The 18,611-nt window shown below is 63.1% G+C and carries 23 protein-coding genes; 13 read left to right on the forward strand and 10 right to left on the reverse strand.

The genetic code is table 11. From position 1 onward, the window contains the following. Positions 1-39 precede the first annotated feature (39 nt). Together AB0I57_RS06870 and AB0I57_RS06875 are read right to left on the reverse strand one after the other, a co-directional pair. On the reverse strand, positions 40-324 hold the full coding sequence (locus AB0I57_RS06870) for a YciI family protein (RefSeq protein ID WP_358331648.1): 285 nt from the start codon (positions 322-324) through the stop codon (positions 40-42). A 43-nt stretch (positions 325-367) separates the two neighbouring features. Continuing rightward, the gene (locus tag AB0I57_RS06875) at positions 368-892 is read right to left on the reverse strand and encodes an amino-acid N-acetyltransferase (RefSeq protein WP_358331651.1); all 525 of its coding nucleotides are present in this window, start codon (positions 890-892) and stop codon (positions 368-370) included. A 117-nt stretch (positions 893-1,009) separates the two neighbouring features. Here AB0I57_RS06875 and pgsA point away from each other — a divergent pair, with 117 nt between their 5' ends. The 5 genes from pgsA to AB0I57_RS06900 all read left to right on the forward strand — a co-directional run bounded on the left by pgsA (position 1,010) and on the right by AB0I57_RS06900 (position 4,448). Further along, positions 1,010-1,672: a CDP-diacylglycerol--glycerol-3-phosphate 3-phosphatidyltransferase gene (gene pgsA, locus AB0I57_RS06880; protein WP_358331654.1), complete on the forward strand. Its 663-nt coding sequence runs from the start codon at positions 1,010-1,012 to the stop codon at positions 1,670-1,672. Beyond that, positions 1,669-2,169, forward strand: coding sequence for a nicotinamide-nucleotide amidohydrolase family protein (locus AB0I57_RS06885; RefSeq protein ID WP_358331657.1), 501 nt, complete (start codon positions 1,669-1,671; stop codon positions 2,167-2,169). Before pgsA ends, AB0I57_RS06885 begins: the two co-directional genes overlap by 4 nt. Positions 2,170-2,241: 72 nt before the next feature. Then, positions 2,242-2,616, forward strand: coding sequence for a helix-turn-helix transcriptional regulator (locus tag AB0I57_RS06890; protein ID WP_358331660.1), 375 nt, complete (start codon positions 2,242-2,244; stop codon positions 2,614-2,616). Positions 2,617-2,771: 155 nt separating this feature from the next. Then, entirely contained in the window at positions 2,772-3,602 is an 831-nt protein-coding gene (locus AB0I57_RS06895; protein ID WP_358331663.1) for a PspA/IM30 family protein, read from the forward strand. A 213-nt stretch (positions 3,603-3,815) separates the two neighbouring features. After that, positions 3,816-4,448: a hypothetical protein gene (locus AB0I57_RS06900; protein WP_358331666.1), complete on the forward strand. Its 633-nt coding sequence runs from the start codon at positions 3,816-3,818 to the stop codon at positions 4,446-4,448. A gap of 2 nt (positions 4,449-4,450) precedes the next feature. On the opposite strand, the gene AB0I57_RS06905 is transcribed toward AB0I57_RS06900, so the two are convergent. From AB0I57_RS06905 to AB0I57_RS06915, 3 genes are read right to left on the reverse strand one after another with little or no spacing between them, the layout of a single operon-like run. Further along, complete coding sequence (locus tag AB0I57_RS06905; RefSeq protein WP_358331669.1) at positions 4,451-5,056, reverse strand: energy-coupling factor transporter transmembrane protein EcfT; 606 nt, start codon at positions 5,054-5,056, stop codon at positions 4,451-4,453. Next, complete coding sequence (locus AB0I57_RS06910; RefSeq protein WP_358331672.1) at positions 5,053-5,733, reverse strand: ABC transporter ATP-binding protein; 681 nt, start codon at positions 5,731-5,733, stop codon at positions 5,053-5,055. The genes AB0I57_RS06905 and AB0I57_RS06910 overlap by 4 nt, the downstream gene beginning before the upstream one ends. A gap of 13 nt (positions 5,734-5,746) precedes the next feature. Next, positions 5,747-6,346, reverse strand: a complete 600-nt coding sequence (locus AB0I57_RS06915) for a biotin transporter BioY (protein WP_358331675.1) — start codon at positions 6,344-6,346, stop codon at positions 5,747-5,749. Between the two features lie 243 nt (positions 6,347-6,589). Here AB0I57_RS06915 and AB0I57_RS06920 point away from each other — a divergent pair, with 243 nt between their 5' ends. From AB0I57_RS06920 to AB0I57_RS06955, 8 genes are all read left to right on the forward strand, one after another. Next, positions 6,590-6,766: a hypothetical protein gene (locus AB0I57_RS06920; RefSeq protein WP_358331678.1), complete on the forward strand. Its 177-nt coding sequence runs from the start codon at positions 6,590-6,592 to the stop codon at positions 6,764-6,766. Positions 6,767-7,118: 352 nt separating this feature from the next. Continuing rightward, the gene (locus AB0I57_RS06925) at positions 7,119-7,742 is read left to right on the forward strand and encodes a helix-turn-helix domain-containing protein (protein ID WP_358331681.1); all 624 of its coding nucleotides are present in this window, start codon (positions 7,119-7,121) and stop codon (positions 7,740-7,742) included. After that, a complete protein-coding gene (locus tag AB0I57_RS06930; protein ID WP_358331684.1) occupies positions 7,739-9,283 on the forward strand; it encodes a glycerol-3-phosphate dehydrogenase/oxidase in 1,545 nt (514 codons plus the stop codon). Before AB0I57_RS06925 ends, AB0I57_RS06930 begins: the two co-directional genes overlap by 4 nt. Before the next feature lie 26 nt (positions 9,284-9,309). After that, entirely contained in the window at positions 9,310-10,458 is a 1,149-nt protein-coding gene (locus AB0I57_RS06935) for a nucleotide disphospho-sugar-binding domain-containing protein (RefSeq protein WP_358331687.1), read from the forward strand. Positions 10,459-10,491: 33 nt separating this feature from the next. Beyond that, a complete protein-coding gene (locus AB0I57_RS06940) occupies positions 10,492-10,686 on the forward strand; it encodes a DUF3046 domain-containing protein (protein ID WP_358331690.1) in 195 nt (64 codons plus the stop codon). Between the two features lie 160 nt (positions 10,687-10,846). Then, the gene (recA, locus tag AB0I57_RS06945) at positions 10,847-11,890 is read left to right on the forward strand and encodes a recombinase RecA (protein WP_358331693.1); all 1,044 of its coding nucleotides are present in this window, start codon (positions 10,847-10,849) and stop codon (positions 11,888-11,890) included. A gap of 9 nt (positions 11,891-11,899) precedes the next feature. After that, complete coding sequence (gene recX, locus AB0I57_RS06950) at positions 11,900-12,433, forward strand: recombination regulator RecX (protein WP_358331696.1); 534 nt, start codon at positions 11,900-11,902, stop codon at positions 12,431-12,433. Positions 12,434-12,453: 20 nt separating this feature from the next. Continuing rightward, the gene (locus AB0I57_RS06955; protein ID WP_358331699.1) at positions 12,454-13,278 is read left to right on the forward strand and encodes a hypothetical protein; all 825 of its coding nucleotides are present in this window, start codon (positions 12,454-12,456) and stop codon (positions 13,276-13,278) included. Positions 13,279-13,481: 203 nt separating this feature from the next. On the opposite strand, the gene AB0I57_RS06960 is transcribed toward AB0I57_RS06955, so the two are convergent. From AB0I57_RS06960 to AB0I57_RS06980, 5 genes are all read right to left on the reverse strand, one after another. After that, positions 13,482-14,378: an amino acid ABC transporter permease gene (locus AB0I57_RS06960; protein ID WP_358331702.1), complete on the reverse strand. Its 897-nt coding sequence runs from the start codon at positions 14,376-14,378 to the stop codon at positions 13,482-13,484. Next, positions 14,375-15,055 (reverse strand): amino acid ABC transporter permease, encoded by a 681-nt coding sequence (locus AB0I57_RS06965; RefSeq protein WP_358331705.1) that lies wholly within the window; start codon positions 15,053-15,055, stop codon positions 14,375-14,377. Before AB0I57_RS06965 ends, AB0I57_RS06960 begins: the two co-directional genes overlap by 4 nt. A 90-nt stretch (positions 15,056-15,145) precedes the next feature. Beyond that, entirely contained in the window at positions 15,146-15,979 is an 834-nt protein-coding gene (locus AB0I57_RS06970; RefSeq protein ID WP_358331708.1) for a glutamate ABC transporter substrate-binding protein, read from the reverse strand. Between the two features lie 103 nt (positions 15,980-16,082). Beyond that, positions 16,083-16,811, reverse strand: coding sequence for an amino acid ABC transporter ATP-binding protein (locus tag AB0I57_RS06975; RefSeq protein WP_358333240.1), 729 nt, complete (start codon positions 16,809-16,811; stop codon positions 16,083-16,085). 670 nt (positions 16,812-17,481) lie between these two features. Further along, positions 17,482-18,318 (reverse strand): glutamate ABC transporter substrate-binding protein, encoded by an 837-nt coding sequence (locus tag AB0I57_RS06980; protein ID WP_358331710.1) that lies wholly within the window; start codon positions 18,316-18,318, stop codon positions 17,482-17,484. Positions 18,319-18,611 lie beyond the last annotated feature (293 nt).

Consider the following 18,611-nt stretch of genomic DNA (forward strand, 5'->3'; position numbering starts at 1 on the left):
GCATGTCCGCTCGAGGATGGGGTGTGCTGACGGGGTGTATCAGGAGCTGAACTCGCCGATCACCGGAATCCACTCGACGATCCGCTTGGCTGCGATCAGATCGTTGCGGGCGAACGGGTCGTCGCTGAACAGCAGCTCCACGGTCTTCGCGTCGGCTGCGTCGACGATGAGGAACGCTCCGCTGCCGTCGGCGAACGGGCCGGACGACAAGACGGTCTTCCGTTCGGCCAACTCACCGAGCCACGCCCGATGGGCGGCGCGGTGCTCGTCGCGTCCGGCAGTCGTATCGGCCGAATACGAGTATTCCACTACGAAAAGGGGCATGATCTCGCTCTCTGATGAAGGTGTTCTTCGACACTAGAAGAGGTCAGAGGGTGAGAAGCATCCGGGTGTTGCCGAGCGTATTCGGTTTGACATAGCTCAGGTCGAGGAACTCGGCGACGCCGGTGTCGTACGAGCGACACATCTCGGCATACACTTCCGCCGTCACTGGGGTGCCGTCGATTTCGACGAATCCGTGCTTGCCGAAGAAGTCGACCTCGAAAGTCAGGACGAACAGGCGCTCCAGGTCGAGTTGCCTTGCGACCTCGATCAGCTTTTCGACCAGATGGTGGCCCACGCCCTGGCCCTTGACAGTGGGGTCGACCGCGATCGTGCGCACTTCGCCGAGATCCGCCCACAGCACATGCATTGCACCACAACCGATCAGGTTGCCGGCGCGCTCGGCCACCCAGAACTCCTGGATGGATTCGTAGAGGGTGACGAGGTTCTTCTCGAGCAGGATCTTTCCGGCGTAGATGTCTATCAAACGCTTGATCTCGGGGACGTCGGAGGTTCGTGCTCGGCGCACGCTCAACTGATCGTCGGCACGATTCGGCGTCCGAGAGGTCATGTCGTGCACATTAGCCAACGGCGTTACCGATATTCTTGGGCACGTGCCGGTACGAACAACGAATCCACAAAAATCCCCGTCGTTACAAGGGGTGCAGTTCGATGCCGGAGTGCGCCGATGAGTACGCAACGAGAGGATTCGAGCGCCGCTGACGTGGTAGCGACACCTGATCAGGTCGCTGAGCACGTAGGCGAGGCAACCGTACCGCTTCTGAACATCGCGAACATTCTCACGATCCTTCGGATCTTGCTGGTCCCGGTCTTCGTGGCGGTGCTGTTCGTCGGGGACGGTCATTCGACGACTTGGCGACTGGTAGCCGCCGGCGTGTTCGCGGTCGCGGCCATTACCGATCGGATCGACGGGCAACTTGCCCGCAAATACGGCCTGGTCACCAATTTCGGCAAGCTCGCCGATCCCATCGCGGACAAGGCATTGATCGGTGCGGCGCTGGTCGGTCTGTCGATCCTCGGGGATCTGCCGTGGTGGGTAACTGCGGTGATCGCCGCACGCGAGTTGGGCATCACACTGCTTCGGTTCGCAGTCTTACGACATGCGGTGATCCCCGCTGGTCGCGGCGGGAAGCTCAAGACGCTCGTGCAGTCGGCGGCTATCTTCTTCTTTTTGCTGCCGCTGCCGGCCGGGTTCGAGACCGTGGGCTGGATTCTGATGGGTGCCGCAGTACTGCTGACTGTGGGGACCGGGCTGGATTACGTGGTGCAGGCGGTACGCCTGTGGGCCGGGGTGCACAAGGTCGAGGCAAACGCGAGTAGGGCGGCGTGACCGACCCCCTGGTGGACGGCACGCGGGTCGGCGAACTGGTTTCCGTGCTCACAGAGCATGGGAAGACCGTTGCCACTGCGGAATCGCTGACTGCGGGAATGCTTGCCGCGACCATTGCCGGGGTCGCGGGCGCCAGCGCTGTGCTCCGCGGCGGTCTGGTGGTCTATGCCACCGATCTCAAGTCGACCCTCGGTGGTGTCGACCGCGCACGGTTGGCCGAGGACGGCCCTGTGGCCGCATCGACAGCGCGCGCACTCGCCGAGGGCGCCAGGGAACGGTGCGGTGCCGACTGGGGTGTCGGGCTGACCGGTGTCGCGGGTCCGGATGCACAGGGTGGGCAGCAGGTGGGAACGGTGTTCGTGGGCCTTGCCGGGGCTTCTGGAACCTCGGTTAAGGAGCTGAGACTCGACGGCGACAGGTGGACGATTCGCAAGTCCGCGGTTTCCGTTGCCGTGTCGGAACTCCTCGGACGTGTGAAGGAAACATCCGGGGGCTAAGGTCGGGAACCAATCGGTCCTGTTCGTGCGTTGAGATAGGGCGAGACAGGTGACGGATGAAGGAGGAGCGAGATGGCGCTTCTATTGCGTGAGGCAATAGGTGACAGTCTTCGGCGCACGCGCGTTTCACAGAGCCGGACCCTGCGTGAGGTCAGCAACAGTGCTCGTGTGAGCCTCGGGTATCTGTCCGAGGTCGAGCGAGGGCGCAAGGAGGCCTCGAGCGAACTCCTGGCGGCGATTTGCCAGGCATTGGAGGTTCCGCTTTCCGCTGTTCTGGTCGATGTCAGTGAGTCCTTGACCGACAAGACTTCAGCCAAGCGCAGCGACACCGAGCGGGCCGTGCCGACAGAGGCTCCAGCCTCGAGCACGCGGGGTTCGGCGAGCATTGCCCGAGACACGAGGGTGGTCATCCCCGCGCCGTCGGCTCAGGCGCTTGCCGCGGCGTAGCACCACACGCGCTGAACCGATAGATTTCTTGTTAACTGCCGATCGCTTCTCTCGGCGGCCAGACAGTCGGGGGCCATGGCCCCGTGCCGGTGCGTGACGGTCGCGCACCGAGCCGCGCACCGCGCGGCGCAACAGATGGAGGCAGGATCACACCAATGGCTAATCCTTTCGTCAAGGGATGGAAGTACCTGATGGCGCTTTTCAATTCCAAGATCGATGAGAAGGCTGACCCGAAGGTTCAGATTCAGCAGGCGATCGAGGATGCGCAGCGTCAGCACCAAGCCCTGTCTCAGCAGGCCGCGTCTGTCATCGGTAACCAGCGCCAGCTCGAGATGAAGCTCAGCCGCCAACTCGACGAGGTGGAGAAGCTCAACGCCAACGCACGACAGGCCGTCAACCTGGCTGATCAGGCGCAGGCTGCGGGCGACACGGACAAGGCCATCCAGTACACCAACGCTGCCGAGGCATTTGCGGCGCAGCTCGTCACGGCCGAGCAGGGCGTGGAGGACCTCAAGGTACTGCACGACCAGTCACTGCAGGCCGCCGCGCAGGCGAAGAAGGCGGTCGAGCAGAATGCAATGGCCCTGCAGTCGAAGGTTGCCGAGCGCACCAAGCTGCTCAGCCAACTCGAGCAGGCCAAGATGCAAGAACGCGTCAGCGAGTCCCTCCGCACGATGGACAGCACGCTGTCCGCGCCTGGCAACACACCTAGTCTCGACGCCGTACGCGACAAGATCGAGCGCCGTTACGCTGACGCCCTCGGCTCCGCCGAACTCGCGCAGAACTCGATGTCGGGTCGCATGATGGAGGTTCAGCAGGCAAGCATCCAGATGGCAGGCCACAGCCGGCTCGAACAGATCCGCGCTTCGATGAAGGGGGAGGCGTTGCCGTCCGGCGGCGCTACTGATTCACCGGCAACGCCGGCGAAGCCCTCCATCGACAAGCAGTCGCCCGCTGCGGACCAGACCGGCACTTCGGGTCAGTAGCAGAACAGCAGTCGCATGGGTTTCAGCCGAGGTGGCCGACCCGGACGTCCAGTCCGGTCGGCCACTTTCGTGTCTGGCCTGTCAGGAATTCAGCAAATGCTCCGCGAGGCGGGGAATTCTGTCGCGGAAGCAGCTTGGCGGTGGCGTGATCCTCGGGAACGTCTTCTGCGGAAGAAGAGACGGGCACGGCGCCGCGCCACGCAGTATGGCATCTTGTCGGGGTCCTCGGCCGTCGGTGCCACGGGCCTGGCCTTGATGTCCGCGCCGGAATGGTCGATTTTCGTGGCAGGAGGGGTTGCGGTGCTGTTCGCGGCTCCCGCCCTGACGGCCGTTCGCAGTTGGCGCAGACTCGGCGGCGTCACGTTGCCGCTCAGCCTTCCTGCCCGTCGTGTGCTGCCTGATCCGGACTCGGCCGCCAGGGAGCCGATGGAACGACTCATGCGTAGTGAGCGTGCTCTCTACGGCATTCTCGGCGTGCTTTCTCGCGCGGGGACGGTTGGTGCCGAGGACATCGAGAATACGGATTCGACAGCGCGCTCTGCGGCGCAGGCACTCGAGGCTGTGGCCATCGACATCGCATCCATGGAGGATGCCACTCGCGGTGCCAGGCAGGCTGCTCCGGCACTCCATCGCGCTATTGCGTCCGCAGCCGGACAACTCGACGACGGTGTCGCGCAGTTCGAGAAGTTCGTGGCCGCAGCAGCTGAAGTTGCTGGACCAGGAGCGACGAGCGGCGCCGGTGGGCTTTCCCACGTTCGTGACGAATTGCTGTCGGCCACGGAGAAACTTTCCGGTCTGGCCGCGGCACTGGAGGAGATCGACGACATCGTCCGGCGGTACCGCTGAGGTCAGTCGTCGACGCCGCGGGCGGCGAGTGCTTCACCCATTGAATCGGCTGTCATCAGCGTGCTGACGATCACCGGTACCGCGAGCGCGCGAAGTGAGAATCCCAATCCCCGCGATTTTCGGGCGTCCTCGACGCGTTGGACGATGCCGGACATCAGGGGAATGCATCGGATCGTCATGGCCAGCACCAGCGCGACTCGGTCGGGGTCCACGCCGATCCGGCGCAGTGGCCGCATGGCCGCGGTGATCGCGTCGAGCATGTCGGTCACCCGAGTCGTCAGACTCAGCAGGGCTGCAGCAGCTATCGACAACAAGAGCACCCCGCACACGACGGTGGCCTGCACCCACCCGCTGAACACGACTTGAAATGTTCCGATGACGATCAGCACCCAGACCACAGGGCGTAGTTGCGCCGCAGCCGCGCGTATCGGAATTCGCGCGATCGCGTAAGTGCCCGCCACCAACAGTGCGGCGGGCACGAGTTGCCAAGGCTCGCGGACCAGAACGGTCACACCGACGATGCCCGCGACGAGGGCTACAACCTTGGGACCGGCGGGAAGTCGGTGCACGACCGTGTCGCCGGGGTGGTACAGCCCGAGGGTGCTCATCGAACCAATTTCCGGTAGAAGTCGATCGACATACTCGGCACGCCGTCGGCCAGGACCCTGCCGTTGTCTACCACGAGAACCCGGTCGAACGAGTCGAGCAATTCGAGTTGGTGGGTCACCATGATCACTTGCTGTGGGAGTCGTTCGAACCTTTCCGCCACTGCACGGGTATTTCGCAGGTCGAGCAGTGTGGTCGGTTCGTCGGCCACCAAGACCTCGGGTTCGGTGACCATAACCGCGGCAAGGGCGAGTAGTTGCTTCTGCCCGCCCGATAGAAGGTGGGTTGGGTGGTCGGCATGGTCGGCGAGACCGAACTGTTCGAGAACCCGCGCTACACGGCTTGCACGGCCGGCTTTGTCCAGTGAGGTCCTGCGCAGCGAGAATCCGATGTCCTCGGCCACTGTGGGCATAACGATCTGATGGTTGGGGTCGGTGAAGACGAAGCCCACTTTCTTGCGAACTTGTCGGCCGCGCCGGGCCGTGTCGAGGTCGTCGACAGTGACGGTGCCTGTCGATGGCACGACGAGCCCGTTGATCATGCGGGCGAGCGTCGACTTGCCCCCGCCGTTCGGTCCTATGATGCCGATCCGATGCTCGCTGAGGGTCAATTCGACATCCTCGAGGACCGTTCGTTCGCCATAGGCGTGCCGGACGCCGCGGAACCGGATATCGCTCATTGCCACTGACCGCCTACCGGTGTCGGACGCCGGCCTTGCCGAAGTCCGGAGTGGGGTCACTCGGCAATCCCGGATAGGCCCGATGCACTCGAGCGGCAACGAGTGCCGTGAGGACCGCCTTGACGATATCGCCGGGAAGGAACGTCGCGTTGGCCGCGACAGCCTGCCACAGAGTCAGGTTTGCGCGCATCGTCATGCCCGCCAACCCGAACGCGTACAAGACGATGATTCCACCGAGGATGTTGATCATGATCCCCTGAGCGATTCGGTATCGGGGAAGGAGCCGGATCGTCAGCCAGCCGATGATGGCGGCTGCGGGTATCCACCCGATGAGAAATCCTGCGGTGGGCCCGGCCAGTGACGTGAACGTGGTACGCCCGCCTGCGAGCACTGGAAGTACGAGCCCCAGTGCTATCACGGTCAGTACCGCGAGCACTCCCTTTCGCGGGCCGAGTAGTGCACCGGCGAGCATCACGCCCAACGTCTGCAGGGTGATCGGGACGCCGGAGCTACCGATGTTGATTGTGCCGGGCAAGCCCAGAGCCACGATCAACGCCGCGAATACCGCGACGTGGGCAAGGCCGCGCGCGGAAAGTGGGGATGTCGGCGACACTGTCGGCGCGCTCCTCTTCCTGCTGGACTCAACCCGCCGAGTTTACGTCAGGGCGCCGGCGCCAACTTCGCGCGCTCGCCAACGTGAATCCGATGGCGTGGGGGAGAACCCTGATCTTTTCCTGATTTTTGCCATGGCTTCGTGCTTTGTGCGAGCTGGCGTGCAAGGCTGGTGTTACCCGACAGCTGGAGCCGACGACGTGTCAGGCGAGGATCTGATCGGGGAGATGCTGAGGAGGCAGTCGTGCTTTGGAAGATTCTGCTGGCGGTCGCGGTCATCTGGTTCGCGATTGCCGTGGTTGGTGCACTGACCAAGGCGCTGTTCTCGATTCTCCTGGTCGGCGCCGTGGTGTTCGGTCTGTACCTACTGTTCAAGGCGATGACCGGATCCGGCGACAAGTCGAGCATCATGCGCCGCTGACGGCCATCCGAGACCCGAGCCCTACGCTCGGGATCCAGTAGCCCCGGTTCACCACTATTTTGCCGCTGGCGAACATCGCGCTGCTGTCCAAACTCGGACCGAGACGGAACGACAGAATTTAGCGAATTTTCCCCCTCGGAATCCGCGACCGCAAGTGGGGGATGGTCGGACGACATCTGTAGTTGCGCCACCTTGCGGAGGCCTCACCTGTGTATGTCCCGTGTGTATGTCCCGAGAACCCGGCTCGGCTCACCCATCGAGAATGACCGAAAGGTGGGTTGAAGGGGTCAGGTGTGATTCCGAGATCCGTACGGTGTCGCGGGGGACGGCATGCGTTACGGTATTACACACAATGTCTATTCGTAATCCTGTGTCACGCGAAGGTGGTCCGAAGAGCGTCGAAGACGCCATTCTCGATGCGGCACGTTCGTGCGTCCTCGATTTCGGGCTTCGTAGAACGACACTGGCCGAGGTTGCTCGTCGCGCGGGCGTCAGCCGACCGACCGTGTACCGGCGCTGGGCAGACACGAGGGCGGTGGTCACCGACCTCATGACGCGCGAAATCGCCGCCGCGATCCCTGCATTCTCTTCGGATGAATCGCTTCACCGTCAGTTGGTGGATGCCGTGGTCCAGGTGTCCGCCAAGATGCGCGAGCACTCGCTCTTCCTGAAGATCCTGCATTCGGATCAGGAGCTGTTCACCCCGTACATCCTCGAGCGACTCGGCACCAGCCAGAAGGCGATCATCGACCACCTCGCTCTGGCTGTGTCGGCAGGTCAGGAGCAGGGATCGATACGGTCCGGCGACAGTCGACACATCGCCGTCATGGTAATGCTCATCGCACAGTCTGCGGTCCAATCTGCGGCGATGGTGGCGGAGGAACTTCCGAGCCGGTCGCTTTCGCAGCAAGTACGCAATGCCATCGGGGCCTACCTGGCACCCGAAAAACACACATCAATTCGAGGAGACCGGTGAACAGCTCGAACAATCCATCCGTCAAGAGTTCGTCGGCGCTCAACGCCGCCCGCAGGGCGCGCGAACTCGACGAGTTGTCCAACGGTGAGACAGTCGATCTGCTTGTGATCGGTGGGGGAATCACCGGCGTCGGTGTCGCACTGGATGCGGCGTCACGCGGGTTGACCGTCGTACTCGCCGAGAAGAGGGACCTTGCCTTCGGAACCAGCCGGTGGAGTTCCAAACTGGCTCACGGCGGCTTGCGCTACCTGGCATCGGGCAACGTCGGCATCGCCCGGGAGAGCGCAGTTGAACGCGGAATCCTGATGACCCGGACGGCCCCGCATCTCGTCCGTGCGCTGCCACAGCTCGTGCCGGTCCTCGAGTCCACCAGTCTTTTCAGCAAATCCCTCGTCCGTGCGGGTTTCCTAGCCGGTGATTTCCTGCGTGCGAGCGCGCGCACGCCGTCTTCGGTCTTGCCGAGGTCTCGAACCGTCCGGGCCGACCGGGTGGTCGAACTTGCGCCTGCAGTCCGGCGGGACGGTCTGCGTGGTGGATTGGTGGCATTCGACGGTCAACTGATCGATGATTCGCGGCTGGTGGTCGCCATCGCTCGTACCGCCGCACTGCACGGTGCGAAGATTCTCACCCGCACCGGTGCCTACGACGTCACTGGGACGTCGGCGACGCTGCGCGACGAATTGACAGGCTCGGAGATGCAGATCAAAGCGCGGGCGGTGGTCAACGCAGCGGGCGTGTGGTCGGGTGAGGTCGATCCCGAGATCGCGCTCCGGCCGAGTCGTGGCACTCACCTGGTACTTCCTGCCGAGAGACTCGGTAACCCCACGGCAGCTCTTACGGTCCCCATCCCGGGTGAGACCAATCGTTTCGTTTTTGCGTTGCCCGCGCAGTTGGGCCGTGTGTATTTGGGTCTCACCGACGAGGCGGCACCAGGCCCGGTGCCGGACGTTCCGGTCGCCTCGGACGAGGAGATCGACTTTCTTCTCGCCACGGTCAACACCGCACTCGAGGTTCCGCTCGAGCGCTCGGACATCCTGGGAACGTTCGCCGGGTTGCGCCCGTTGCTCGATACCGGCGACGGTTCCACCGCGGACCTGTCGCGTAACCACGCGATTCTGCGTTCCGGAACCGGCCTCGTCAGCGTGGTCGGTGGCAAGTTGACCACCTACCGCAAAATGGCCGAGGACGCCGTCGACGCCGCGATCGAGGGGTCAGGCATGATCGCAGGACCGTGCCGGACGCGGACACTCCCGCTGGTTGGCGCCGGGACTCCCGAGGCGCTGCGGAAGGTCTCTGCACCACCGACGCTGGTGGCGCGCTACGGCACGGAGGCGGCGCTGGTCGCGGCCGCTGCCCCGGATCTTCTGTCGCCGATCGTCGAGGGACTGGATGTGAGCCGCGCCGAGCTCGAATTCGCAGTGACACACGAAGGTGCGCTCGACGTCGACGACGTGCTCGACCGGCGCACGAGGATCGGACTCGTCCCCACCGATCGCGAGCGCGTCTCGAGCATTGCCGCGTCAGCGTTCGAGATGGGGTGACACCGACTGTGTGACACCCTTTGGTCGTGCGAGTCGCCGTTGTCGCCGGGCCCGATCCCGGACATGCCTTTCCCGCCCTTGCGCTGTGTCTCGCGTTCAACGAGGCCGGAGATGATCCGGTCCTGTTCACAGGGACGCGGTGGGTTCAGGCTGCCCGGGCGGCCGGGATTCCCGCCGAGTTGTTGAGGGGTCTCGCACCCCGTCCGACGGACGACGATCTCGATGCAGGTGCGCGTATTCACGCGCGGGCTGCGCACATTTCCACCGAGTTGTTGCCGGACCTCCGTGCAATCGGACCTGACCTCGTAGTCTCCGACATTCTCACCGCTGGTGGAGGGATGGCTGCTGAACGGCTCGGGATTCCGTGGGTCGAGCTGTCGCCCCACCCGCTGTACGCCGCGTCGAAGGGGTTGCCGCCCATTGGAAGTGGATTGGCTCCCGGGAAAGGTGTGCGTGGCCGACTCCGGGACACTCTGATGCGAGCTGCGACGGCACGGTCGATCCGGAGGGGTGAGCGGCAACGCTCGGATGCGCGCGTCGGTGTCGGATTGCCGGCGAAGGACCCCGGACCGATGCGCCGGTTGATCGCGACTCTTCCGGCGCTCGAGGTGCCGAGGCCTGACTGGCCTGCGGAGGCGTACGTGGTCGGGCCCTTGCTGTGGGAGCCGACGAATGAGGTCCTGTCGCCCCCGGACGGTATCGATCCGTTGGTCATGGTTGCACCCTCGACGGCGTTTACAGGTGCAGAGGGGATGCTGGAGACTGCATTGTCTGGACTGGATGGGGCGGGCGTTCGGGTGATCGCCTCAGTCCTCGATGGCGCGCCGACAGCTGTTCCGCCATGGGCGCGAGCAGGTCTCGGCCGCCAGGACGTGATGCTGCGCGAAGCCTCCGTAGTCGTGTGCGGGGGTGGCCACGGGATGCTGGCCAAGGCGTTGCTGGCGGGCGTTCCCGCCGTGGTGATTCCAGGTGGCGGCGACCAGTGGGAACTTGCGAATCGGGCAGCACGTCAGGGGAGCGCCGTGGTGGTGCGTCCCCCGAGCGCTCAGGCGCTCCGAACGGCGGTCGAACAGGTTCTTGCCAGTGGTGCCTACGCCGAGTCCGCGCAGCGTGCTGCGCGGAGCATGGAGAACGTTGCGGATCCGGTGGAGGTGTGCCGAGGCGTGCTGCGGTGAGAGCACCGCATGCGGTTCGGCTAGCGTGGGTGTGTGCGATTGACCGAATTTCATCAACTCGTCCGCCAAGAGTTCGGGCAGATGCGCGGTGATGCGCTCCTCGTCGACCACGTGCTGATCAGCCTTGGCGGAAAGACCGCGGCCGAAGCGATCGAGGAAGGCCAGGAGCCCCGTCAGGTCTGGCGAGAACTCTGCGTCGAGTTCGACGTGCCGGTTCAGCGAAGGTGATACGCAGCGCAGGGAGAAATCCGGCGTGTCGAACGGTCCGATCCGACTATCGAACACATGTTCCCCTATGCTGGGGGTATTCGGTGGTCACGGTTCTTGTCGGTACTCGGATCTAACCTGACTGCAGGATCGCTGATGAGACTCGAGAATGGGGACGACGATGGCACCACAGGCACATGATCGTGACAAGGCGCTCGACCTTGCGCTGGCGCAGATCGACAAGAGCTTCGGCAAGGGCTCGGTGATGCGCTTGGGCGAAGGTGTGCGCCAGCCCATCGCCATTATCCCGACCGGCTCCATCGCACTGGACGTAGCACTCGGCATAGGAGGGCTGCCCCGCGGACGTATCGTCGAGATCTACGGCCCGGAATCGTCGGGTAAGACCACAGTGGCATTGCACGCGGTCGCCAACGCTCAGGCGAATGGCGGTATCGCGGCCTTCATCGATGCCGAACACGCTCTCGATCCCGACTACGCTCAGAAACTCGGTGTCGATACCGATGCCCTGCTGGTGTCGCAGCCTGACACAGGTGAGCAGGCACTCGAAATCGCCGACATGCTGATCCGCTCTGGTGCTCTCGACATCCTCGTGGTGGACTCGGTTGCCGCTCTCGTCCCGCGCGCCGAGATCGAAGGTGAGATGGGCGACAGCCACGTAGGGCTGCAGGCGCGGCTGATGAGTCAGGCGCTGCGCAAGATGACCAGTGCTCTCAGCAACTCCGGCACCACTGCGATCTTCATCAACCAGCTGCGCGAGAAGATCGGCGTCATGTTCGGTTCTCCCGAAACCACCACGGGTGGTAAAGCGCTGAAGTTCTACTCATCTGTGCGCCTTGATGTTCGGCGCATCGAGACCTTGAAGGACGGCACTGACGCGGTGGGTAACCGTACGCGTGTCAAGGTGGTCAAGAACAAGGTTGCCCCGCCGTTCAAGCAGGCGGAGTTCGACATCCTTTACGGGCAGGGAATCAGCAAGGAAGCCTCGCTCATCGACATGGGGGTCGAGCACGGGTTCATTCGTAAGTCCGGTTCCTGGTACACCTACGAAGGCGACCAGTTGGGGCAGGGCAAGGAGAACGCCCGCAAGTTCCTGTTGGACAACACCGACATCCGGAACGAGATCGAGAAGAAGATCAAGGAAAAGCTTGGAATCGGTGCAGACGTGACCGTTGGCACCGATGACGCAGCATCGGCCGAATTCTAAGGTGCAGCCGTGCATCCCGTGGGGGGCGGTGGAACGGAGACGCAAGCCAAGGACGTGTGTCTGCGCTTGCTGACCGATCGCGCCAGAACCAGAGCGGAACTGGCCGCGTGTTTGATCCGGAAGGGTTTCTCGGTAGACGTCACCGAGCGTGTTCTCGATCGTCTGACCGACGTCGGGCTGGTCAACGATGCGGACTTCGCCCTGCAGTGGGTACATTCGCGGCACACGCACTCCGGCAAGGGGAAACGTGCGCTTGCAATGGAATTGCGCCGCAAGGGTATCGGTGAAGAAGATGCCACAGTCGCGCTCGCCCAGATCGACGTCGACGATGAGCGGCAACGTGCCTCGGAATTGGTTGCGAAGAAGCTGCGCACAATGTCGGTGGACGACCGCGATCGGGCAGTGCGCAGACTGGTTTCGATGTTGGCGCGCCGCGGGTTTTCTCAGGGCCTGTCCTTCGAGGTCGTAAAGGAACAACTCGACCGCATCGGTGCGGGGATCGACGAACTGGCGGAGGCCGACAACATGTTCGACGAAATGTGACAGCAGTTTGGGGAACGTGAATGTACGAGGTCAAGGCCACCGACAGCGCCGCGGGCGGCAAGTTGGCGTGCGAGATCTATCCGGATGTGTTCGTCATCCAGGGCGGCGGCGTGATTTCGACGTATGCGGGTCAAGCCAATGGTGTGTGTCCCTGTGACCCCCTGCCGCCGGACGTCGATGCCTCCTTCGAGATCAGCGACTCGCAACTCGACGATGCTGTCGAATGGGCCACCTCGATCCATGAGCCCGAGTCAAGCAGATACGCGCCACGCCCTGATCCCTCTGCTACCAAACGAAATTACTCGAGACTGAAGGCCTCCTACGATCTGGGGCTGATCGTGGAGGCGGCACGCTGCTACCTCGACGCGGCGATCGCGCATCCTCGGGACACTGTTGGCAAGAATTGGGGCATTGCCTGCCTGCCCTCCTGGGAAGGTACTCGGGTGCTCCCCAGCCACGGGTATCTGGTGTTCATCGATCTCGGTTCCGGTTGGGGTATGGACATGTCGGCGATCATGGAAGGCGATGTCGTCCGCGGGTACACCATGACCGTAGAAGTCGATCGCCGCACGCTGGAGGAGGAATCGGGGCAGTCATTGCCCGAACTGGAGCGTCGATTCGCAGACGATGTGACCTTCACACATCCCACCCATTCCGTTTTCGAGGGCCGCGCAGTCAGTCTGTCCACCGAGGCGTCCGCGTCGAACGTGGCGTTCCCGGCCGGCCTTCGCTGGCAGCGAGCAGCAGCCGTTCTCGCCGATCGCCTACTGCTGGACGAAGGAAATCGCTCGCAAAGGGAATTGCACAATCAGTGGCTGGCCGAGGACGTCCTTCGCGCGAACTGATCGCCAATTCCACGCTGAGCAGTCCCGAAAGCGTTCACGCGGCGATGCCGGAATAGTACGCGAGCAGTGTCACTCGAAGGGCTAGGGAATCGATCGGTACCCTGGCCCGATACTTGATCGCGCCGAGCTGCCAGCCCGGGCGGTACGCGTGGCGCACCGCCCGGACTCCGAGTCGCGGGCACGTCGATTGCCCGTTCAGGGCACTACGGCTTGTCGGTGATGTCCATGCCCGGCACCGACACTTCGGAAAGATCAGGAACGTTCTTTGCCGCTGCTCCGGTCCGTTTGCCTGCCCTCAGCCGCTTCTCGACCCGAGTCGCCACCACGGTCAGTGTCGAGTTGATGATGATCATGATGATCGCCACGACGATGAGGGACGGAAGGTAGTTGCCGTAGTAGGCGCCGATCTGCTGTCCGGAGCGCACCACCTCTACGTACCCGATGAGGTAGCCGAGAGCGGAGTCCTTCAGCGCGACCACCATCTGCGAGATGATCGCGGGAAGCATGGCCGTGACTGCCTGTGGCAACAAGATGGTTGCCATGATCTGGCCCTTGCGCATGCCCAGCGCCATCGCGGCCTCGCTCTGCCCCTTGGGGAGCGAGTTGATGCCCGACCGTACGATCTCCGCGATCACCGCGCCGTTGTACAGCGTGAGACTGACGATGACCGCTGCGAGCGCGAGGTACGCCGATTGGAAGACGTTGTAGGCCGCGAACAGCTGGTAGGAGAAGATCATGAGGATCAGCACCGGGATGGCGCGGAACAGTTCGACGATAAATCCGGCGATCCACCGTATCGGCCGGTGATCCGACAATCGTCCGATGCCGAGGATCGCGCCGAGGATCAGTGCAAGCAGAATCGACACGGCGGCGGCGATGAGGGTGCCGCGGATACCGGGAAGGAGATAGGTGGTCCACGACGTCGATTCGACGAACGGACTCCATTTCTCCGACGTCAACTGACCCTTGTCGTCGAGTGCCGTGTACACGAGGTAGCCGGCGCCCACCATCAGAGCGGCGACGGCGACGGAGACCACGTTGTAGATGCGCTTGGCTCTGGGTCCAGGCGCGTCGTAGAGGACGGTGGCTGGTTTGCTCATCGTGCAACCTCGAATCGCTTGCTCAGGTACCCGAACAGAAGCCCCAGTGGCAGGGTCAGGATTACGAACCCGAGCGCGAAGATTCCACCGATGACGAAGATGGCGGCCTCGTTCTCGATCATTTCCTTCATCAGCAGGGAGGCCTCCGCGACTCCGATCACGGAGGCGATCGTCGTGTTCTTGGTCAGGGCGATCAGAACACTACCGAGTGGTGCGGTGACGGCGCGGAAGGCCTGCGGGAGCACGATCAGGCGCAGATTCTGGGAGAAAGTCAGTCCCAGTGACCGGCCCGCCTCTGCCTGACCGAAATGCACGGTGTTGATCCCGGAACGGAGCGACTCGCACACGAACGCAGCCGTATAGACGCTCAGGCCGAGTACTGCGAGCCGAAAATTGTTCTGCGCGAAGAAGGTCGGTGACTCCTCTGGGGCGAGCTTGACGCCCATCGTCTGGAAGAGGCCGAACGAGGCGAAGATGATGATCAGCGTCAGCGGTGTGTTGCGGAAGATGGTCACATACGCTGCTCCGACGCCACGTGCAATAGGGATCGGCGACACTCTCATGGCGGCCAGAACGGTACCCAGAATCAGGGCGCCGATGGCCGAGAACACGGTGAGCTGCACCGTCGTCCAGAACGCGGCGATCAACTGATCGCCGTACTTGCTCAGTAGGTGCACTTACCATCTCCCAGGTCGCTGGTTGTTCGTCTCGAACCAGGCCGGGCGGCACCCTTGTGGGGAACCGTCCGGCCCGGATACGTGAGTTTCTCAGTACCGATCAACGGTCGGCGGCGGTGGGACCGGGTATCCCGACGCGCCGACGGTGTCGTTGAACGCGCGCTCCCATGAGCCGTCCGCGATCATCTCGTCGATGGCGTCGTTGATCTTCGCACGCGACTCGTCGTCGCCCTTGGCTAGGCCGATTCCGTAAGGCTCCTCAGTGAAGGGTTCGCCGACAATCTTCAGTTCGCCCGGGTAACGCGCGGCGTATCCGGCGAGGATGATGTCGTCGGTTGTCACGGCGTCGACGGCGCCGTTGCGCAGCGCCTCGACACATGCCGAGTACGTGTCGAATTCCTGCAGTTGGACGTCCCGGGCGTACCGATCCTTGACAGTCTGCGCAGGCGTGGAGCCGGAAACCGAGCACAGCTTCTTGGCGTCGCTGAGTGACTCGGGGCCCGTGATGTCCGTGTTGTTGGCCTGCACCAGGAGTGACTGCCCGGCCAGGAAGTACGGCCCGGCGAAGTCGACCCTCTGCTTTCGCGCATCGGTGATCGAGTAGGTCGCGACGATGTAGTCGACCTCACCGTTTGTGATCAGCGTCTCGCGCTGAGGCGACGGGGCCTCCTTGAACGAAATGTTCTGAGGTTCGACGCCGAGCTTGTCGGCCACATACTTGGCGACCTCGACGTCGAAGCCGGTGAAGGACCCACCGGGGTTGCGCAACCCGAGGCCGGGCTGGTCGTACTTGATGCCAACGGTGAGTTTGCCGTCGGATGCGCTCTCCACAGCACTCTTGGGGCCACTTCCGCCGCAAGCAGATGCGACGACAGCGAGCGCCACGACACCGATTCCCACACGAATCGAGCGATGGATCTGCATTCTGCTCCCTTCGGTTGAAATGCCGGTCTGCAGTGTCTGGTACGGGGAAACGAAGAGCACTCCGTATGTCGACTTGCCCAGGCTGTGGATGATGCTCAGACGATCAATGACTGAGAATCTTGCCGAGGAAGTCCTTGGCCCGGTCGGATGTCGGGGCAGTGAAGAAGGTGTTGGGATCGGTATCCTCGACGACCTGGCCATCGGCCATGAAAAGTACCCGGTGGCCCGCCTTACGGGCGAAGCCCATCTCATGAGTGACCACGAGCATGGTCATGCCCTCCTTGGCGAGCGAGGTCATGACATCGAGGACCTCGTTGACCATCTCCGGATCGAGTGCGGAGGTGGGCTCGTCGAACAACATGACCTTGGGGTTCATCGCGAGGGCACGTGCGATCGCGACTCGCTGCTGCTGCCCACCCGACAACTGCGCTGGGTACTTGTCCGCCTGGTTCCCGATACCGACGCGTTCGAGCAGTTCGAGAGCCCTCGTCTTCGCGTCCGCGCTGCTCTGCTTCCGTACCTTGACGGGTGCGAGCATCACGTTCTCGAGGATCGTCTTGTGTGCGAAAAGGTTGAACGACTGAAAAACCATCCCCACATCGGCTCGCAGGGCGGCAAGGGCCCTGCCCTCCGAAGGCAACACCTTTCCGTCGACCGCGATCGTCCCGGAATCGATGGGCTCGAGGCGGTTGATCGTTCGGCACAGTGTCGACTTGCCCGACCCGGACGGTCCGAGCACGATCACAACCTGTCCGCGAGGAACCTCGAGGTCGACGTCTTGGAGCACGTGAAGGGCACCGAAGTGCTTGTTCACCGACTTCATCGAAATCATCGAGGGCGCTTCGCCGGCGGGTGGAGTCGGCGTCGCATAAGCGGCTTGCGTCATAGCTAATGATCCTATGTCTTGAGGGCGCGGACATACTACGTGGTCTGCGAAACGTTTCCGATACGTGAGAAGCTGGTATTCGGCTTCGGTCATGTCGCCCGCGGCGAGGTGACTTCGTGCGGATCGCACAAATGCACGCTCGGATCTCGGAGAGCGATTCCAAGAGAGCGTGCGCATTTTCCATCACCTCGAGGTCGGCTGTGGTGTTTTCCTCACAAGTTGCTGGTGGTTCGTTCGAGCGGTGCCGTCGGTGCCGGTGTCGCGCGGCCGTGCCGGCCTCCGGAGTGCTGTTGCTACCCGTGCTACTCGACGGTCCTCACGCCAAACCCGCACAGCGCCCAGGGGCGGTGCTACACCGAGCCCCGTGTGAGCGTGTCTGACCACCATTTGGCCTCCGGCCATCGTTCGTGCGTGAACATACAGTCTGGAGTCGTGGTGTGACCTCGGACATACTCACGATTCACAGACATTCAGGTCGTCGGCTGTACATCTGTATGACGAGGTGAGATCCGGTGATCTCGGTCGATCAACACGCCGCGACCCCGTCACAGTCCCAAGGACCCGAGCCGGACGGCACCCCGTGAAGGGAACCGTCCGGCCCGGACGGGTGAGATGCTCAGTACCGATCGACGGTCGGCGGCGTCGGGATCTGGTATCCCGATGCGCCGACGGTGTCGTTGAACGCGCGCTCCCATGAGCCGTCCGCGATCATCTCGTCGATGGCGTCGTTGATCTTGGCCCGAGCCTCCGCGTCGCCCTTGGCCACGCCGATTCCGTACCGCTCCTCAGTGAAGGGCTCGCCGACAACCTTCAGTTCGCCCGGGTACTGCGCGGCGTATCCGGCGAGGATGATGTCGTCGGTTGTCACGGCGTCGACGGCGCCGTTCCGCAGCGCCTCGACACACGCCGAGTACGTGTCGAATTCCTGGAGTTGGACGTCCTGGGCGTACTTCTCCTTGACTGTCTGCGCGGGCGTGGAGCCGGAAACCGAGCACAGCTTCTTACCGCCGCTGAGCGACTCGGGGCCCGTGATGTCCGTGTTGCCGGCCTCCACCAGGAGCGACTGCCCGGCGATGAAGTACGGCCCGGCGAAGTCGACCGACTCCTTGCGTGTATCCGTGATCGAGTAGGTCGCGGCGACGAAGTCGACCTCGCCGTTCTCGATCAGAGTCTCGCGCTGAGCTGACGGGGACTCCTTGAACGTGATGTTCTGAGGTTCGACGCCCAGTTTGTCAGCCACATACTTGGCGACCTCGACGTCGAAGCCGGTGAAGGATCCATCGGGGTTGCGCAACCCGAGTCCGGGCTGGTCGTACTTGATGCCGACGGTAAGCGTGCCCTCCGACGCGCTCTGCAAAGCGCTCGTCTGCTCACCACCACCGCCGCATGCGGATGCGACGACGGCGATCGCCGCGACGCCGATCCCCAAACGAATCGAGCGATTGATCTTCATGCAGATCCTCCAATTGAAATAACAGGTGTGGAGTGTCTAACACAGTTGCCGCTCGATTACATGGTGATGCCTTCAATTTCACATGGCGATGCCCTGACGATCGGCGGCTGAAAATCTATCGTAGGTAATGCCTTTGTCTCCCGGACACGTGGACCTATGTCCTCTCGGAGGTGTGGACATACCCGATCAGGACAGCGCCAGGATGATGACGGCTTGCCCGCCGGGGACTTCGAGATCCGTTTCATGAGCAGCTAGTGCACCGAAGTGTTGTTCGCCGGGTTCATCGATATCAT

It is taken from the genome of Rhodococcus sp. NPDC049939 (genome assembly GCF_040656415.1).
Classification (GTDB): domain Bacteria; phylum Actinomycetota; class Actinomycetes; order Mycobacteriales; family Mycobacteriaceae; genus Rhodococcus_F.

Coding starts and splice junctions, on each gene's coding strand:
- AB0I57_RS06870 (WP_358331648.1), bottom strand. CDS start 324: ATGCCCCTTTTCGTAGTGGAATACTCGTATTCGGCCGATACGACTGCC.
- AB0I57_RS06875 (WP_358331651.1), bottom strand. CDS start 892: ATGACCTCTCGGACGCCGAATCGTGCCGACGATCAGTTGAGCGTGCGC.
- pgsA (WP_358331654.1), top strand. CDS start 1,010: ATGAGTACGCAACGAGAGGATTCGAGCGCCGCTGACGTGGTAGCGACA.
- AB0I57_RS06890 (WP_358331660.1), top strand. CDS start 2,242: ATGGCGCTTCTATTGCGTGAGGCAATAGGTGACAGTCTTCGGCGCACG.
- AB0I57_RS06895 (WP_358331663.1), top strand. CDS start 2,772: ATGGCTAATCCTTTCGTCAAGGGATGGAAGTACCTGATGGCGCTTTTC.
- AB0I57_RS06905 (WP_358331669.1), bottom strand. CDS start 5,056: ATGAGCACCCTCGGGCTGTACCACCCCGGCGACACGGTCGTGCACCGA.
- AB0I57_RS06910 (WP_358331672.1), bottom strand. CDS start 5,733: ATGAGCGATATCCGGTTCCGCGGCGTCCGGCACGCCTATGGCGAACGA.
- AB0I57_RS06925 (WP_358331681.1), top strand. CDS start 7,119: ATGTCTATTCGTAATCCTGTGTCACGCGAAGGTGGTCCGAAGAGCGTC.
- recA (WP_358331693.1), top strand. CDS start 10,847: ATGGCACCACAGGCACATGATCGTGACAAGGCGCTCGACCTTGCGCTG.
- AB0I57_RS06955 (WP_358331699.1), top strand. CDS start 12,454: ATGTACGAGGTCAAGGCCACCGACAGCGCCGCGGGCGGCAAGTTGGCG.
- AB0I57_RS06960 (WP_358331702.1), bottom strand. CDS start 14,378: ATGAGCAAACCAGCCACCGTCCTCTACGACGCGCCTGGACCCAGAGCC.
- AB0I57_RS06970 (WP_358331708.1), bottom strand. CDS start 15,979: ATGCAGATCCATCGCTCGATTCGTGTGGGAATCGGTGTCGTGGCGCTC.
- AB0I57_RS06975 (WP_358333240.1), bottom strand. CDS start 16,811: ATGATTTCGATGAAGTCGGTGAACAAGCACTTCGGTGCCCTTCACGTG.
- AB0I57_RS06980 (WP_358331710.1), bottom strand. CDS start 18,318: ATGAAGATCAATCGCTCGATTCGTTTGGGGATCGGCGTCGCGGCGATC.